The following is a 17,496-nucleotide window of genomic DNA, read 5'->3' as shown; positions in this document are numbered from 1 at the left end:
CAGGGCTGCAAACATCAAAACCCCCCGTTCTGTTCCGTATCCTGTGCCCGCTCATTCCCGGTCTGTTCGCCCGCGAGCTCCTTCAGGAGCAGTGCGAGTACGCTCCGTACACTCTCCATACGAATTTCCGCGCGGTCGCCGTTCAACCGCAGGGCCTCCACTTTTCCGCCACCGGCAGAACCGGAGTGCGCCCCGAAGGGGCCGTCGACGGCCACGAAGACCGTCCCGACGGGCTTGCCGTCCTGTGGTTCGGGACCGGCCACACCGGTCGTCGCAAGGCCCCAGTCCGCCCCCAGCGCCTTCCGCACTCCGGCCGCCATCTGGGCCGCGACCTGCGGATCCACCGCACCAAACTGGGCCAGCAGGGTGGCGTCGACGCCCAGCAGCTCATGCTTCAGTTCGGTGGCGTAGGCGGTGACCGACCCACGGAAGACCTTGGAGGCCCCGGGGACCGTTGTGATCTCCGCCGCGACCAGACCGCCGGTGAGCGACTCGGCGACGGCGAGCGTCTCGCCCCTCACCGTGAGTAGTCGCACCAGTTCGGCGGCCGGAGAATTCACGCTTCCGTCTCCTCCGACGCCGCCTTGCGTTCGGCGATTCCCTGCCTGCGCAGCACAATGGCCTGTCTCACATAGTCGACGCCGGTCACCACGGTCAGGACGACCGCCGCGGCCATCACCCACCACCGCAGGGTCGCCAGCCACCCCGTCAGTGCCAGCACGTACATCCCCACGGCCACGCCCTGGGTGAGGGTCTTGAGCTTGCCGCCGCGGCTCGCCGGAATGACGCCGTACCGGATGACCAGGAAGCGCAGCAGCGTGATCCCCAGTTCCCGGCCGAGGATGACCGTCGTCACCCACCACGGCAGATCGCCCAGCGCGGAGAGACAGATCAGCGCCGCTCCCATGATCGCCTTGTCGGCGATGGGGTCGGCGATCTTCCCGAAGTCGGTGACGAGGTTGTACGTGCGCGCGATATGGCCGTCGAACAGATCGGTGATCATGGCGATGGCGAAGGCGGCCCAGGCCAGCGAGCGCCACGCCGGGTCATAGCCACCGCCCGCCAGCATGAGCGCCACGAAGCCGGGGACGAGAACCAGCCGGAGCATGGTCAGCAGATTCGCCACGTTCCACAGGCTGGCCTCGTTGACGGCCGCGGCCGCCAGCTTCCCGCCGCGCGCGGGCCTCGCCCCGCCCTGCGGCTCGGCGCCCTCACCGGAAGCGGAAGAGGCAGAAGCAGAGCCGGGGGCGGCACCGGAAGCGGCGGCGGAGCCGGTGGCGCCCTGCGCGCCCGGGGAACCGCCCGCGGCGGATGCCGGTACTCCGGTCATCTGCCCGCCTCCTCACTGCACGCGAACGAGCCCTGCAGGGGCTCGGCCACGAGGTCGACACCCTCCGTACCGACCACCTTCGCCTCGACCATACGACCGACGGACAGACCTTCGCCGCTCGTGAGCAGAACCTGGCCGTCCGTCTCCGGGGCCTGGTGCGCCCCACGGCCGTGGACGCCCTCCTCCTCGTCGACGGACTCGACGAGCACGTGCACGGTCTCGCCGAGGCGCTCCTCGGCCCGCTGCGAGACGAGCTCCTCGGCCAGCCGCGAAATATGGGCCAGCCGCTCGGCGACGACGTCCTCGTCGAGCTTGTCGTCGTACGTCGCCGCTTCCGTGCCCTCCTCGTCGGAGTAGCCGAAAACACCGATGGCGTCCAGGCGCGCATGGTTCAGGAAGCGCTCCAGCTCGGCCAGGTCGGCCTCGCTCTCGCCGGGGAAGCCGACGATGAAGTTGGAGCGCACGCCGGCCTGCGGGGCCTTGCCGCGGATGGTGTCGAGGAGCTCCAGGAAGCGGTCGGTGTCGCCGAAGCGGCGCATCGAGCGCAGCACGTCGGGCGCGGAGTGCTGGAAGGACAGGTCGAAGTACGGGGCGATCTTCGGGTTGGAGGTCAGCACGTCGATCAGACCCGGGCGCATCTCGGCCGGCTGGAGGTAGCTCACGCGCACCCGCTCCAGGCCGTCGACCTCGGCGAGCTCGGGCAGCAGGGACTCCAGGAGACGGATGTCGCCCAGGTCCTTGCCGTACGAGGTGTTGTTCTCGGAGACCAGCATGATCTCCTTGACGCCCTGCTCGGCCAGCCAGCGCGTCTCGTTCAGCACATCGCTCGGGCGGCGGGAGATGAAGGAGCCGCGGAAGGACGGGATGGCGCAGAAGGAGCAGCGCCGGTCACAGCCGGAGGCAAGCTTCACCGAGGCGACCGGGGCGCCGTCCAGCCGGCGGCGCAGGGGCGCACGGGGGCCGGACTGCGGGGCCAGGCCCTCGGGGAGGTCCGTGGGAGCGCCGTGACCCGGCAGGGCCACCTCGGTCGCCGAGTCCTGGCGCTGGGCCGGGCTGATCGGCAGCAGCTTGCGCCGGTCGCGCGGGGTGTGGGCGGCGTGGATGCCGCCGCCCAGAATGGTCTGCAGGCGGTCGGAAATGTTCGCGTAGTCGTCGAAGCCGAGCACGCCGTCGGCCTCGGGGAGGGCATCGGCGAGTTCCTTGCCGTACCGCTCGGCCATGCAGCCCACCGCCACGACGGCCTGGGTTCTGCCGTGCTCCTTGAGGTCGTTGGCCTCCAGGAGGGCGTCGACGGAGTCCTTCTTGGCGGCCTCGACGAAACCACAGGTGTTGACCACGGCGACATCGGCGTTCGAGGCGTCCTCCACGAGCTGCCAGCCGTCCGCCTCCAAACGGCCTGCGAGCTCCTCCGAGTCCACCTCGTTACGGGCGCAGCCGAGAGTGACGAGTGCGACGGTACGGCGTTCAGGCATGGGCTCAAGACTACTTCGTCCCACTGACAGCCCACGTCGACGGGGTTGGCCGATCTTGGCCAACCCCGTGCGTTCTCGACCGATCGAACCTCTTATCCGACCTCGGGGTCGCCCTTCGTGTACGTCAGGCGCTCCACGGCGCCCGGCTGGAAGGCGTCCTCGATCTTCTTGCCGTTGACGTAGAGCTGGATCGCGCCGGCGTCGCCCAGGATGAGGTTGATCTTCGAGCTGTCCTGGAAGGTCTTCGAGTCGCCCTTCTTCAGGAGCCCGTCGAAGAGCATCCGGCCGTTGTGGTCCTTGGCCGAGATCCAGCTGCGCCCGTTGACGGCGCTCACCTGGACCGTGACCTTGTCCTGCGGCGCGGCCGCGATGGCACTGTCCGACGGCTCGGGCTTGCCGGCGGGCTTGCTCTTCTTCGGTGTGGGCGAGGCGGACTTGTCGGCCGTCGGCGAGGCGCCCTGGGCCACCTCGTCCTTGGCGTTGCTGCCGTCGTCGCCGCCCTTGAACACGGTGAAGCCGACGAAGCCGATCACGACGACGATCGCGGCGACCATCGCCGCGGTCCAGTTCGGTCCGCGACGCTCGGGGCGGATACGTTCCGCCTCGAACAGCGGGGCGGCCGGGGTCGGCGCGGGACGCCCGCCGTGCTCGGCGTCGTACTGCTCGATCAACGGGGCCGGGTTGATGTGCACGGCCCTGGCCAGGGTCCGGATGTGCCCGCGGGCGTAGACGTCTCCGCCACAGGGAACGAAGTCGTCGGCCTCGATGGCATGCACGATGGCGATACGGACGCGAGTGGCACTGCTGACGTCGTCGACGGTGAGCCCGGCCGCGATGCGCGCCTGCTGGAGGGCGCGCCCGACCGAGGTGCGGGCTTCCTCGGATACGTCGTGGAACGGACGCTCGTCTTCAGGGGAGTTGCCGATGGACACGGGGGCGCCTTTCGAGCGTTTTAGCCACCTGTGCTGGAGGTTCAGTCTAGGGGGGGTACGAAAGGGTGAGGCAACCGGGCGGTATGACTTTGTACGCCATCGGTATGGCCGGTCATCCCGATGACGGGCCAGGCACGAACCCAGTGTGGTACCCGCGCCTGTCCTTTCGCTCAACTTGACGTACGTTGCAGGGAAACGGTTGCCCGCGGATCACTAACGGGTGGATCACGACCGTGTCTCCACCCGGCTCCAACCGTTCCGCCGGGCGGACATATCCCTACCCTTCAGACTCCCCGCGTATCACAGCGAGGACGCCGTCCAGCTCATCGGGCTTCACCAGAACGTCGCGCGCCTTGGAGCCCTCGCTGGGTCCGACGATGTTCCGGGACTCCATCAGGTCCATCAGCCGCCCGGCCTTGGCGAAGCCGACGCGCAGCTTGCGCTGGAGCATGGACGTCGAGCCGAACTGCGTGGTGACCACCAGTTCGGCCGCCTGGCACAGCAGGTCGAGGTCGTCGCCGATGTCCTCGTCGATCTCCTTCTTCTGCTTGGTGCCCACGGTGACGTCGTCCCGGAAGACCGGCGCCATCTGGTCCTTGCAGTGCTGGACGACGACGGCGACCTCTTCCTCGGTCACGAACGCACCCTGCATACGGGTCGGTTTGTTCGCGCCCATCGGCAGGAACAGACCGTCGCCCTTGCCGATGAGCTTCTCGGCGCCGGGCTGGTCGAGGATGACGCGGGAGTCGGCCAGGGACGAGGTCGCGAAGGCGAGCCGCGAGGGCACGTTGGCCTTGATCAGACCGGTGACGACGTCGACCGAGGGGCGCTGCGTGGCCAGCACCAGGTGGATACCGGCAGCGCGCGCGAGCTGCGTGATACGCACGATCGCGTCCTCGACGTCCCGCGGCGCGACCATCATCAGGTCGGCGAGCTCGTCGACAATCACCAGCAGGTACGGGTACGGCTGGAGTTCCCGTTCACTGCCCTCGGGCAGCTTCACCTTGCCGTTGCGGATCGCCTCGTTGAAGTCGTCGATGTGCCGGAAGCCGAACGCGGCCAGGTCGTCATACCTGAGGTCCATCTCCCGTACGACCCACTGGAGCGCCTCGGCGGCCCGCTTCGGGTTGGTGATGATCGGCGTGATCAGGTGCGGAATGCCCTCGTAGGCGGTCAGTTCGACGCGCTTGGGGTCGACGAGGACCATCCGGACGTCCTCGGGGGTCGCGCGGACCATGACGGACGTGATCAGACAGTTGATGCACGAGGACTTACCGGAACCGGTGGCTCCGGCGACCAGGATGTGCGGCATCTTCGCGAGGTTGGCGGTGACATAGCCGCCCTCGACGTCCTTGCCGAGCGCGACCAGCATCGGGTGGTCGTCCTCGGACGCGTCCGCCAGGCGCAGCACGTCACCGAGGTTGACCATCTCCCGGTCGGTGTTCGGGATCTCGATGCCGACCGCCGACTTGCCGGGGATCGGACTGATGATCCGCACGTCCGGGCTGGCGACGGCGTACGCGATGTTCTTGGTGAGCGCGGTGATCCGCTCGACCTTCACCGCGGGGCCGAGCGTGACCTCGTAACGGGTGACCGTCGGTCCGCGCGTGAAGCCCGTGACGTCGGCGTCCACCTTGAACTCGGCGAAGACCTGGCGCAGGGAGTCGACGACCGCGTCGTTGGCGGCGCTGCGCGCCTTGCCGGGTCCGCCGCGGGCGAGGAGGTCGAGCGAGGGCAGGGAGTAGGTGATGTCGCCGGACAGCTGGAGCTGCTCGGCGCGCGGCGGCAGGTCGCGCGCCTCCTCGGGGGCCGCCTTGGTCAGGTCGGGTACGGCCTGCTCGACCGCGAGCTTCTCCTGCCGGGGCCGCCGCGCCGGGGCCGGGACGGGGGTGGGGGTCGGTGTCGGTGTCGTGTCCTCGCGGTCGCCGATGCTCACGCCCTGGGTGAGGTCGGCCACCAGTGGAGAGGGCGGCATGCCGTGCAGCACGGCGCCGTCGAGGTCGGCGGCGGCCGCCGCGGCGATGTCCACGGCGTCCAGCTGCCGGTCCATCGCGGGCTGCGGCACCGCGGAACGCCTGGGGCGGCCGCGGCGCTTGGCGAGGGCCTCGTGCTCGGCGCCGTCGGGGTCGTAGTCCTGGGGGGCGCTCCGGCGCCTGCGGGGGCGCGCGGGCAGCGACTCGCGCCACTGGTCTTCGTAGCGCTCGTCGTCCTCGGTGAGGTCGTCCTCCACGGGATCGTGTACGACACCGAGCCGCACGCCGAGGGCCCGCAGCCGCTGCGGGATGGCGTTGACCGGGGTGGCGGTGACGACGAGCAGCCCGAAGACCGTGAGCAGGACCAGCAGCGGTACGGCGAGGACCTTGCTCATCGTGTACGTCAGCGGGGTCGCCGCGCCCCAGCCGATGAGGCCACCGGCATCCCTTATCGCCTGCATGCCGTCACTGCGTGCGGGTGAACCGCAGGCGATGTGGACCTGGCCGAGCACGCCGATGACGAGCGCGGACAGGCCGATCACGATGCGGCCGTTGGCCTCGGGCTTCTCGGGGTGGCGGACGAAGCGCACCGCGATGACCGCGAGCAGTATCGGCACGAGCAGGTCGAGACGCCCGAAGGCGCCGGTCACCAGGATCTCGACGAGGTCGCCGACGGGACCGCGCAGATCGGCCCAGGTGCCGGCGGCGACGATCAGCGCGATGCCGAACAGCAGGAGTGCCACGCCGTCCTTGCGGTGCGCCGGGTCGAGGTTCCTCGCGCCCTGCCCTATGCCGCGGAAGACGGCGCCCACGGCATGCGCGAGCCCGAGCCAGAGGGCGCGCACGAGCCGGTAGATGCCCCCGGTGGGGCTCGGCGCCGGCTTCGGCGGCGGGGCCGACTTCTTCGCCGCGGCCTTCTTCGCGGCGGCCTTCTTCGCCGGTGCCTTCGCGGGAGCGGCCGCCTTCTTGGCTGGCTGCTTCTTGGCTGCGGAGGGACGTGAGGCCATGGAAGTGAGATTACCGGTGGAGACGACAGTGGACACGCGTGCCGGGTGCTTCACCCGATCGTGTCGCCCTTTCCGGGGCGCAAAACTGACGCGCCCTCATGCGCAACTGCGGCCGAGGCGGGCGTCAGTTCTGCGTGGGGACCGAGGGGGCACCGGTGCCCGTGCCCGGTTCCAGGGCGTCGAGTGCGCGGCGCAACCCGGTGAGTTTGCGTTCGAGATGGGCCGCAGTGGCCACCGCGGCCGCGTCCGCGGAGTCGTCGTCCAGCTGCTTGGACAGCGCCTCGGCCTGCTCCTCGACGGCAGCGAGACGCGCGGAAAGTTCGGCGAGCAGCCCCGCCGACTCCTTGCCGGCGCCGACCGCGCCCTTGCCGCCGCCCTCCAACTGGAGCCGCAGCAGCGCCGCCTGCTCCCGCAGCTGGCAGTTCTTCATGTACAGCTCGACGAACACGGACACCTTCGCGCGCAGCACCCATGGGTCGAACGGCTTGGAGATGTAGTCGACCGCGCCCGCCGCGTATCCGCGGAAGGTGTGGTGCGGGCCGTGGTTGATCGCGGTGAGGAAGATGATCGGGATGTCCCGGGTCCGCTCCCGCCGCTTGATGTGCGCGGCGGTCTCGAAACCGTCCATGCCCGGCATCTGAACGTCCAACAGAATGACCGCGAAGTCGTCCGTGAGCAGTGCTTTGAGCGCTTCCTCCCCGGACGATGCCCGCACCAGCGTCTGATCGAGCGCAGAGAGGATGGCCTCCAGCGCCAGCAGATTCTCCGGCCGGTCATCGACCAGGAGGATCTTGGCCTTCTGCACCATGGCCCGCCCTCCTCGCCCCGGCGGTACACCGGGCGCCGCCCCAGGGGACGACTCCCTATCGCCGCCCGTCCTTGTGCCGGTCATCGTAGCCGCACCCCGACCGTCGCCACACCCTGTCACCGCGATGTCACTGTGCACGTAGCAGAAACGCAGCGGGAGACCAGAAGGTTCCCCGAATCTCGCACTTCTACACGGGTTCGGCCACCCTGAGTCAACAACTCCGCTCGTACACCGAAGGTTCCCACAGCGTTCGCCCCGAGCCCGCGCGCCCCCGTCACTCCTCTCGCATCCACTGCCGCATCACCGCCAGCAGGTGGTCGGGATCGACCGGCTTCGTCACATAATCGGATGCACCCGACTCGATTGCCTTCTCCCGGTCGCCCTTCATGGCCTTCGCGGTCAGCGCGATGATCGGCAGCCCGGCGAACTGCGGCATCCTGCGGATCGCCGTGGTCGTCGCGTACCCGTCCATCTCGGGCATCATGATGTCCATCAGCACGACCGCCACGTCGTCGTGCTGCTCCAGTACCTCGATGCCCTCGCGGCCGTTCTCGGCGTACAGCACGGACAGGCCGTGCTGCTCCAGAACACTGGTGAGCGCGAACACATTGCGGATGTCGTCGTCGACGATCAGCACCTTCTCGCCGCCGAACCGCACCACGCGGTGCGCCTTGGGCGCCGCGAGCTGATCGCCGACCGTCCACGCCTCCGTCCGCTCCTCGGCCCCCGGAGCGCCCCGCCGGCGGCGCCGGAAGAGGGCGGCGGCGCCGTTCTGCGTCTCCTGGTACGACTTCACCTCGGCCGGCGTCTCGACGTCCGCATGGGCCAACTCGGCCAGCTGCGCCGCGGAGGCGACCAGGTCGCCCGTCTCCAGCGCGGGCACCGGCTGCTGATAGCCCTGCGGCGGCAGTTCGCTCGGGTGCAGCGGCAAATACAGCGTGAACGTCGAACCTCGTCCCGGCTCGCTCTGCGCATGGATCTCACCACCGAGCAGCTGTGCGATCTCCCGCGAGATCGACAGCCCGAGGCCCGTGCCACCGTACTTGCGGCTGGTCGTGCCGTCCGCCTGCTTGAAGGCCTCGAAGATCACCCGCATCTTGCTCGCCGCGATTCCGATACCGGTGTCGGTCACGGAGAACGCGATCAGCTCCGCGTCCGGGTCGTTGACCGACCCCGCCTCCAGCAGCTGCTCCCGGATCGCCATCGGCACACCCGCGCCGGCCGGCCGGATCACCAGCTCCACCGACCCGGAGTCGGTGAACTTCACCGCATTGGACAGCAGGTTGCGCAGCACCTGCAGGAGGCGCTGTTCGTCGGTGTGCAGCGTGGCCGGCAGCTCCGGCGACACCCGCACGGACAGATCCAGGCCCTTCTCGGCGGTCAGCGGCCGGAAGGTGGCCTCCACGTAGTCGACGAGCTGGACCAGCGCGATACGCGTCGGGGAGACGTCCATCTTGCCCGCCTCGACCTTCGACAGATCGAGGATGTCGTTGATCAGCTGGAGCAGGTCGGAGCCGGCGCCGTGGATCGTTTCGGCAAACTCGACCTGCTTCGGGGAGAGGTTGCCCTCGGCGTTGTCGGCGAGCAACTTGGCCAGAATCAGCAGCGAGTTGAGCGGCGTACGCAGCTCGTGCGACATGTTGGCGAGGAACTCGCTCTTGTAGCGCATCGACACGGCGAGCTGCTCCGCGCGCTCCTCCAGGACCTGCCGCGCCTCCTCGATCTCGGTGTTCTTCACCTCGATGTCGCGGTTCTGCTGGGCCAGCAGCTCGGCCTTCTCCTCCAGTTCGGCGTTGGACGACTGGAGCGCCTTCTGCCGGTTCTCCAACTCGGCCGACCGCTCCCTCAGTTGCTCGGTCAGCTCCTGCGACTGCTTCAGCAGCACCTCCGTCTTGGTGTTGACGGAGATGGTGTTGACGCTGGTCGCGATCATCTCGGCGATCTGGTTGAGGAAGTCCTTCTGGATCTGCGTGAACGGCGTGAAGGAGGCCAGTTCGATGACGCCGAGCACCTTGCCCTCGAACAGCACCGGCAGCACGATCACCTGTGCGGGCGGGGCCTCGCCGAGCCCGGAGGAGATCTTCAGATAGCCGCTGGGCGCGTTCTCCACCAGGATCGTGCGTTTCTCCTGGGCGGCCGTCCCGATCAGCGCCTCACCGGGCCGGAACGACGTCGGCATGGAGCCCATCGAGTAGCCGTACGAACCGAGCATGCGCAACTCGTACGCGTCCTCGCCCTCCGTACTCGGGTCCTTGCCGTCGACCAGCGGCATGGCGAGGAAGAACGCGCCGTGCTGCGCGGAGACCACCGGGGTCAGCTCGCTCATGATCAGCGAGGCCACGTCGTCCAGGTCGCGGCGGCCCTGCATCAGCGCGGAGATGCGGGCGAGGTTGCCCTTGAGCCAGTCCTGCTCCTTGTTGGCGATGGTGGTGTCGCGCAGGTTGGCGATCATCTTGTTGATGTAGTCCTGCAGCTCCTGGATCTCGCCGGACGCGTCCACGTCGATCTTCAGATTCAGGTCGCCGCGGGTCACCGCGGTCGCCACGCGCGCGATGGCGCGCACCTGCCGGGTCAGGTTTCCGGCCATCTCGTTCACGGACTCGGTGAGGTCGCGCCAGGTGCCGTCCACGTCACGCACCCGTGCCTGGCCGCCGAGCTGTCCCTCCGTGCCCACCTCGCGGGCGACCCGAGTGACCTCCTCGGCGAAGCTGGACAGCTGATCAACCATGGTGTTGATCGTCGTCTTGAGTTCGAGGATCTCACCACGGGCGTCAATGTCGATCTTCTTCGTCAAGTCGCCCTTGGCGATGGCCGTGGTCACCATGGCGATGTTGCGCACCTGACCGGTCAGGTTGGACGCCATCTGGTTCACCGACTCGGTGAGGTCCTTCCAGGTGCCCGCCACACCCGGCACATGCGCCTGACCGCCGAGGATGCCGTCCGTGCCCACCTCACGGGCCACCTTGGTGACCTGGTCCGCGAACGAACTCAGCGTCTTGACCATGGTGTTGATGGTGTCGGCGAGCTGGGCCACCTCGCCCCGCGCCTCGATCGTCACCTGCCGCGTCAGATCGCCGTTGGCGACGGCCGCCGAGACCTGGGAGATGTTGCGCACCTGCATGGTCAGGTTGTTGGCCATCAGGTTCACGTTGTTGCTGAGGTCCTTCCAGATGCCCGTGACACCCGGAACGTGCGCCTGACCGCCCAGGATGCCCTCCGTGCCCACCTCACGGGCCACCCGGGTCACCTGCTCGGCGAAACTGGACAGCTGATCAACCATGGTGTTGACCGTCGTGACGAGCTCAAGGATCTCGCCCTTCGCGTCAACAGTGATCTTCTTGGACAGGTCGCCCTTGGCGACCGCGGTCGTGACCTCGGCGATGTTGCGGACCTGGATGGTCAGGTTGTTCGCCATGAAGTTCACGGACTGCGTGAGGTCCTTCCAGGTGCCCGCGACCCCCTGCACCTCGGCCTGACCGCCCAGGATGCCCTCGGTACCCACCTCGCGGGCCACCCGCGTGACCTCCTGGGCGAACGACGACAGCTGGTCGACCATCGTGTTCAGGGTGTTCTTGAGCTCCAGGATCTCCCCGCGCGCGTCCACGGTGATCTTCTGGGAGAGGTCACCCCGGGCCACCGCCGTCGCGACCTGGGCGATGTTGCGCACCTGGGCGGTGAGGTTGCCCGCCATGCCGTTCACGGAGTCCGTCAGGTCACGCCACACACCGGCCACACCGGGCACCTGCGCCTGCCCGCCGAGACGGCCGTCCGTGCCCACCTCGCGGGCCACCTTGGTCACCTGGTCGGCGAAGGCGGAGAGCTGGTCGACCATCGTGTTGATCGTGTTCTTCAGCTCGAGGATCTCGCCGCGCGCGTCGACGTCGATCTTCTGGGACAGGTCGCCCCGGGCCACCGCCGTCGTCACCTGGGCGATCTGCCGCACCTGCGAGGTCAAATTCCCCGCCATGAAGTTGACGGAGTCGGTCAACTCCTTCCATGTGCCCGAGACGCCGTCCACCCGGGCCTGACCGCCCAGCCGGCCCTCCGTGCCCACGTCCCGGGCCATGCGCGTGACCTGGTCGGCGAAGCTCGACAGCTGGTCCACCATCGTGTTCACGGTGTTCTTCAGCTGGAGCATCTCGCCGGAGACGTCGACCGTGACCTTCTGCGACAGATCACCGTTGGCCACCGCCGTGGTCACCTGGGCGATATTGCGGACCTGGCCGGTGAGGTTGCGGAATGCAGTGTTGACGGAGTCCGTCAAGTCCTTCCAGGTACCGGCCGCGCCCGGCACCTGCGCCTGACCGCCCAGCTCACCCTCGACACCGACCTCCCGCGCCACGCGCGTGACCTCGGCACCGAACGACGACAGCTGGTCGACCATCCCGTTGACGGTGTTCTTCAGCTCCAGCATCTCGCCGGCCACGTCGACCGTGACCTTCTGCGACAGATCACCACTGGCAACCGCCGTCGTCACGGCGGCGATGTCCCGCACCTGCGTGGTCAGGTTCCGGAAGACCGTGTTGACGGAGTCCGTCAGGTCCTTCCAGGTGCCCGCGGCACCCGGCACATTGGCCTGACCGCCGAGCCGTCCCTCGGCACCGACCTCGTTGGCCACGCGCGTGACCTCGTCCGCGAAGATCCGCAGCGTCTCGGTCATCTGGTTGATCGTCTCGGCGAGCTGAGCGACCTCGCCACGTGCCGGGACGGTCACCTTCTGCGACAGGTCACCGCTGGCGACGGCCGTGGTGACCTGGGCGATTCCGCGCACCTGGGCGGTGAGGTTGCCCGCCATCGTGTTGACGGAGTCGGTGAGCTCCTTCCACACACCGGCCACCCCGGGCACCTGCGCCTGACCGCCCAGAATGCCCTCGGTGCCGACCTCGCGCGCGACCCGCGTCACCTCGGAGGAGAAGGAGGACAGCTGCTCCACCATCGTGTTGACGGTGTTCTTGAGCTCCAGCATCTCGCCGGCCACATGGACGGTGACCTTGCGTGACAGATCACCCCGGGCGACCGCGGTGGTCACCAGGGCGATGTCGCGGACCTGCGCGGTCAGCCGGTTCGCCATCGTGTTGACGGATTCCGTCAGGTCCTTCCACGAACCGGACATACCGCGCACCCGGGCCTGACCGCCCAGCTTGCCCTCGGTGCCGACCTCACTGGCCACACGCGTGACCTCGTCGGTGAACGTCGACAGCTGGTCGACCAGATTGTTGACGGTCCGCCCGACCCTGAGGAACTCACCGCGCAGCGGATGCCCGGTCCCGTCCGGCGCCTGCGTCCGCAGCTCCATCCGCGGCGACAGATCGCCCTCTGCCACCGCCGTCAGCACCCGGCCGACCTCGGAGACGGGCCGTACGAGATCGTCCACGAGCGCGTTGGAGGCGTCGATGGCGGCCGCCCAGGAGCCCTCACAGGCCCCCGTCTCCAGCCGCTCCGTGAGTTTTCCCTCACGTCCGACCATGCGCCGCACGCGCGACACCTCACCCGTCAAATGCAGGTTGCGGTCGGCGACCTCGTTGAAAACCGCGGCGATCTCCGACATCACGCCGTCACCGGACACCGTGAGCCGCTTGCGGAAATTCCCGTCACGCATCGCGACGAGAGCGACCAGCAGACGGTTCAGGGCAGCCGTGTCCACCACCGTCGTCCCGTTGCGCTGCTTGCTCAGGGACTGTCCGCCTTTCGCGCGCGTCTTCGTTCCACGCGTCGCTTCGCCAGACTCCACTGTGTCCCTCCCGCAGGGGTCGACCGTTACTGCCGTGCTCGGGCACTTCTGCTCGGTGTACCGGTTACCTCGGCGTACCGGTTACTGCTGCGTATTTCTGCCAGATGTGTTCCGGCCACACCAGGGGCTGCTGCCCTCCGTACACGGAACACACTCAGTCTGGCCGGACCTTCACCAGAAGCTTGCCCAGTGTTTCACCCCTGCTGAACCCGGCCATAACAGTTCGGCAGCTTCGCACATCGTCCGCACACTCTGAGGGCGTAAACACCGACGACCGGCATCCGATCGGACGGCGAAGGTAAGTAACCTTGCATGCGGCTGTCCAGCCGCACCGGTCCGTCCGGCCTGGGCGGTGGCACGAGAACGAGCGCGCATCGGAGGGGCGGCCGCAGACCATGACCACGGGAGTGATCCCCGGGGGACAGTCCCCGGAGCCGCGTCCGACGGGCACGCAGATGCCGCACCAGCGGCACGAGCAGGTCGGACACGGCGCCCACCACATCGACAACCGGTCGAGGAGTTCTGTGATCACCGCGCGCGCGGCCGCCAACTTCGAGCCCGTCGGACGGTCGGTCGCGACCGCCCGGTCCTTCGTCCGCGACACCCTCCAGGGATGGGGATTCGCCGACATCGTCGACGACGCCGTGGTCCTCACCAGCGAGTTGGTGACCAATGCCGTGGTGCACGCGGGCACCCACGCCGACGTCCTGTGCCTGCGCAGCGAGGACGGCGTACGCATCGAAGTGGCCGACCGCTACCCGGAACGCGAGGTCCCGCTCCAGAGCTCGGCCGTCAACATGGGCAGCCCCGACCGCGAGGGCGGCCGGGGCCTGCAGCTCTGCGCCGCCCTGGCCGGCCGCTGGGGCGTGGAGTACACGCCCACCCACAAGAACGTCTGGTTCCAACTCGACCTCCCGGAGCGCCCGCTGGGCACCCGGGCCGCGGGCCCGTCCCTCCCCGCCGACCTCCTCCCGCTCGCCGACGGCAGGGTCCGCGTCGCGGTCGTCCAGATCGACCGCAAGGGCTCCGTCAGCGCCTGGAACGAGGACGCCGAGGAACTTTTCGGCCATCCTGCCGACCAGGTCACCGGCAGGCCGCTCACCGACCTCGCGGCCTGGCCGCACACCCCGGGCACCGGCACCGGCATCGCGGAGGCGCTCCAACTCTCGCGCTGGGAGGGCAGTTACGGAATCCGGGGCGCGGACGGCCGGGTGACGCCGGTGTACGCCTCCCACCTCCGCGTCCGCGACACCGGCGGCGAGCCCTCCACGGTCTGCCTCCTGGTACGGGACCACGAACGCGCGGTCCTCCAGACGCCGTTGCGCGTCCCGGCCTCCGACGCGCCCGCCTCCTCCGATGGACAGAGCACCGACCCCTTCGAGGTGTTCATCGGCTCCCCCGCCCCGGACGACCTCGACGGCCTCCTCCAGCGCACGGTGGAGCGCGCCCGGGACATGCTCGACGGCGACTCCGCGTTCCTCCTGCTGGCCACGGACGACGAAACGGAGCTGGAGGTCCGCGCCTCCACCGGCCTGCCCTCCGCCCGCCAGCGCTTCGCCCGAGTCCCCGTCGAGGCCGGCCCCGGCCGCTACGGCTCCGCCCGGATGCCGGCCGTACACGACGACCTGGCGGCCGTACCGGGCGCCGTCCCGTTGCTGAACGCCACGGGCATGCGCTCGGTCGTCACGGTTCCACTGAAGGTCGAGGGCCGTCTGACCGGCTCCCTCGGCGTCGCGGCCGAGGCCCCCAGCAGATACTCCAACGAGGAGGCGCTGCGCCTCCAGTTCGCCGCCGACCGCATCGCCCTGGCCGTCGAATCGGCCCGCCTCGGCGAGCTGGAGCGCCTGCGCCGCGGCTCGCTCAGCTTCCTCGTCGAGGCCTCCGACCTGCTCGCCGGAACCCTGGACCGCGACCAGACCCTGGCCCTGATGGCCCAGATGACGGTCCCCACCCTCGCCACCTGGTGCGCCGTCTACACCATCGCCGACCAGGCTTCCGAGCCGTATCTGTCGTACGTCCTGCACGAGGACGAGGAACTCATCGACGGCATCAAGTCGTTGCTCTCCAAGATTTCCCCGCCCGACCCGGTACCCACGCCCGGTGCCCGCGTCTGGACGGCTCCCGGCGAGGCCGCCCACGAAGCCGCCCTGCGCAGCTCGATGCGCAGCCTCGGCCTGACCGGCGGCCCGACCCACCAGGTCGCCTCGGGCATCGGCCCGACCCTCGCGACGGCCTCCGCGGTCGGCGGCGAGACGGTCGTCCTGCCGCTCGTCGCCCGCAACCGCGTCATCGGCATGCTGACGCTCGGCAAGCCGACCGACGAACACTTCCGCCAGGAAATCCTGGAACTGGCAGAGGACTTGTCCCGCCGGGCCGCCCTGGCCCTGGACAACGCCCGCCTCTACTCGGAGCGCACGGCCATCAGCCAGTCCCTCCAGCGCAGCCTCCTGCCACCGGGACTCCCGACCATCGAGGGCGTCGAGGTCGAGGTCATCTACCGCGCGGCCGGCGAGGGCAACGAGGTCGGTGGTGACTTCTACGACGTCTTCCCGATCCGCGACGGCGCCTACGGCTTCGCCATCGGCGACGTCTGCGGTACGGGCCCCAACGCGGCGGCGGTGACGGGCCTGGCCCGGCACGCCCTGCGCCTGCTGGCCCGCGAGGGCCTCAGCGGCCCGGCCGTCCTGGAGCGCCTGAACTCCGCGATCCTCGACGAGGGCGCCCGCAGCCGCTTCCTGACGCTCCTGTACGGCGAGATGCGCCCCCAGGAGGACGGCAGCGCGGAACTGAAGGTCGTCTGCGCCGGCCACCCGCTGCCGCTGCGCCTGCGCCAGGACGGCACGGTGGAGGCCGCGGCCGAACCCCAGCCACTGCTCGGTGTCATCGAGGACCTGGAGCTGTACGAGCAGACGGTCACCCTCGACCCGGGAGATGTCCTGCTCTGCGTCACGGACGGTGTCACTGAGCGCCGCGAGGGCAGCCGCATGCTGGGCGACGACGGCCTCGCCGACGTCCTCACCACGTGCACCGGCCTCACGGCGGGAGCGGTCGCGGCACGCATCATGCGCGCGGTGGAGCGCTTCGCCTCCGACGCCCCGTCCGACGACATGGCAATCCTGGCGATGCGGGTACCCGGCCTCCACGTGGACTAGGACCAGGGCCGCACCGGGGCATGAAAAAGGCCCCGCCCATGTGGGCGGGACCTTTTGGCTGAGCCCCCAAACGGAATCGAACCGTTGACCTTCTCCTTACCATGGAGACGCTCTGCCGACTGAGCTATAGGGGCCTGTCACCTTTTGAGGTTTCCCTCGCGGCAACGGAATAGATCATACCCCGAACAGAGCCGTGTTCCCAAACCCGTTCAGTGATCGTCAGAAGGCGGGCTGAAGAAGTCCCCCGAGGGCATTGCACGCGGATACGACCCGCTGCATTTCCCGCTTCGTCAACGACGCGTCCACGGGCAGCGCCAGCGTCTCGTCCGCGGCCCGCTCGGTCTCCGGCAGCGACACACACCGCCGGTACTCCGGCAGCCGGTGCACGGGCGTCTTGACCGGCACCCGGCATTCAACTCCCTTGGCCCGCACGGCGCGCGCGAAGGCGTCACGGTCCGGCCGCCCGTTCCCGGGCACCCGCACGACGTACTGCTGGTACGTGTGTCCGTCACCGCCGTCGGGGGTCCATACGCCCCGCAGCTTGCCGTCCAGGAACGCGGCACGCTCCCTGCGCTGCGCGATCTCGTCGTACGGCGCCTCGGACTCCCCCTGCTCCAGCACCAGGAGCCCGTGCCGCTGCCCGACACCGTGCAACCGCGCGATGTCGGCCCGCCGTCCGAAGCGGTGGACGACAACAACGGCCGCGGAGCGGGGAGTTATGGCCGCTTCGACGGCCGACACGTCCAGGCAGTACGTCACCGGGTCTATGTCGGCGAACACCGGGAGCGCGCCGGCCAGCGTCACGGCCTCGGCGACTTCCACGTTCCCGAAGGCCGGCACGACGACCTCGTCACCGACTCCGACGCCGGCGGCCCTGAGCATTGCAGCAGTACCCATGCTGTGGATGCTCCGGCCGGAACGTGAACGTCAAGTTACGCATACCAGAAAAGGGTCGGTCCCCGAACCGAAGTTCGGGGACCGACCCTTTCAAAATTAGTTCGGCGGTGTCCTACTCTCCCACAGGGTCCCCCCTGCAGTACCATCGGCGCTGTGAGGCTTAGCTTCCGGGTTCGGAATGTAACCGGGCGTTT

9 protein-coding genes, 1 tRNA gene and 1 rRNA gene are annotated in these 17,496 nt (G+C 69.0%); 1 reads left to right on the top strand and 10 read right to left on the bottom strand.

Going from position 1 to position 17,496, the window contains the following annotated elements; genetic code table 11:
- Nucleotides 1–14 precede the first annotated feature (14 nt).
- The 7 genes from ACFY1J_RS04185 to ACFY1J_RS04155 form a co-directional block, all read right to left on the bottom strand.
- Nucleotides 15–560, bottom strand: coding sequence for a CinA family protein (locus ACFY1J_RS04185; protein ID WP_390707581.1), 546 nt, complete (start codon nucleotides 558–560; stop codon nucleotides 15–17).
- Entirely contained in the window at nucleotides 557–1,330 is a 774-nt protein-coding gene (gene pgsA, locus ACFY1J_RS04180) for a CDP-diacylglycerol--glycerol-3-phosphate 3-phosphatidyltransferase (RefSeq protein WP_390707582.1), read from the bottom strand. The genes ACFY1J_RS04185 and pgsA overlap by 4 nt, the downstream gene beginning before the upstream one ends.
- Entirely contained in the window at nucleotides 1,327–2,802 is a 1,476-nt protein-coding gene (gene rimO / locus ACFY1J_RS04175; RefSeq protein WP_390707583.1) for a 30S ribosomal protein S12 methylthiotransferase RimO, read from the bottom strand. The genes pgsA and rimO overlap by 4 nt, the downstream gene beginning before the upstream one ends.
- A 92-nt stretch (nucleotides 2,803–2,894) precedes the next feature.
- Complete coding sequence (locus ACFY1J_RS04170) at nucleotides 2,895–3,734, bottom strand: helix-turn-helix domain-containing protein (protein ID WP_390707584.1); 840 nt, start codon at nucleotides 3,732–3,734, stop codon at nucleotides 2,895–2,897.
- A 277-nt stretch (nucleotides 3,735–4,011) separates the two neighbouring features.
- Nucleotides 4,012–6,714: a DNA translocase FtsK gene (locus ACFY1J_RS04165; RefSeq protein WP_390730570.1), complete on the bottom strand. Its 2,703-nt coding sequence runs from the start codon at nucleotides 6,712–6,714 to the stop codon at nucleotides 4,012–4,014.
- Between the two features lie 124 nt (nucleotides 6,715–6,838).
- Nucleotides 6,839–7,522 carry a response regulator gene (locus ACFY1J_RS04160; RefSeq protein ID WP_363299495.1) on the bottom strand — a complete coding sequence of 228 codons (684 nt, stop codon included), beginning with the start codon at nucleotides 7,520–7,522 and terminating at the stop codon, nucleotides 6,839–6,841.
- 274 nt (nucleotides 7,523–7,796) lie between these two features.
- Nucleotides 7,797–13,253, bottom strand: coding sequence for a HAMP domain-containing protein (locus ACFY1J_RS04155; protein WP_390730569.1), 5,457 nt, complete (start codon nucleotides 13,251–13,253; stop codon nucleotides 7,797–7,799).
- Between the two features lie 395 nt (nucleotides 13,254–13,648).
- Here ACFY1J_RS04155 and ACFY1J_RS04150 point away from each other — a divergent pair, with 395 nt between their 5' ends.
- Nucleotides 13,649–16,405 (top strand): SpoIIE family protein phosphatase, encoded by a 2,757-nt coding sequence (locus ACFY1J_RS04150; protein ID WP_390707587.1) that lies wholly within the window; start codon nucleotides 13,649–13,651, stop codon nucleotides 16,403–16,405.
- A 61-nt stretch (nucleotides 16,406–16,466) separates the two neighbouring features.
- Here the strand turns inward: ACFY1J_RS04150 and ACFY1J_RS04145 are convergent.
- The 3 genes from ACFY1J_RS04145 to rrf all read right to left on the bottom strand — a co-directional run.
- A tRNA-Thr gene (locus ACFY1J_RS04145) sits at nucleotides 16,467–16,539 on the bottom strand.
- 85 nt (nucleotides 16,540–16,624) lie between these two features.
- Nucleotides 16,625–17,287 carry a DegT/DnrJ/EryC1/StrS family aminotransferase gene (locus ACFY1J_RS04140; RefSeq protein ID WP_390730836.1) on the bottom strand — a complete coding sequence of 221 codons (663 nt, stop codon included), beginning with the start codon at nucleotides 17,285–17,287 and terminating at the stop codon, nucleotides 16,625–16,627.
- A gap of 114 nt (nucleotides 17,288–17,401) precedes the next feature.
- Nucleotides 17,402–17,496, bottom strand: a 5S ribosomal RNA gene (gene rrf, locus ACFY1J_RS04135); the annotation flags it as partial.

It is taken from the genome of Streptomyces sp. NPDC001406, from assembly GCF_042895285.1.
GTDB lineage: Bacteria > Actinomycetota > Actinomycetes > Streptomycetales > Streptomycetaceae > Streptomyces.
The sequence above is the reverse complement of the archived record's forward strand: the minus strand, read 5'-3'. Positions and strand labels throughout refer to the sequence as shown.

Coding starts and splice junctions, on each gene's coding strand:
- pgsA (WP_390707582.1), bottom strand. CDS start 1,330: ATGACCGGAGTACCGGCATCCGCCGCGGGCGGTTCCCCGGGCGCGCAG.
- rimO (WP_390707583.1), bottom strand. CDS start 2,802: ATGCCTGAACGCCGTACCGTCGCACTCGTCACTCTCGGCTGCGCCCGT.
- ACFY1J_RS04165 (WP_390730570.1), bottom strand. CDS start 6,714: ATGGCCTCACGTCCCTCCGCAGCCAAGAAGCAGCCAGCCAAGAAGGCG.
- ACFY1J_RS04160 (WP_363299495.1), bottom strand. CDS start 7,522: ATGGTGCAGAAGGCCAAGATCCTCCTGGTCGATGACCGGCCGGAGAAT.
- ACFY1J_RS04150 (WP_390707587.1), top strand. CDS start 13,649: ATGACCACGGGAGTGATCCCCGGGGGACAGTCCCCGGAGCCGCGTCCG.
- ACFY1J_RS04140 (WP_390730836.1), bottom strand. CDS start 17,287: ATGCTCAGGGCCGCCGGCGTCGGAGTCGGTGACGAGGTCGTCGTGCCG.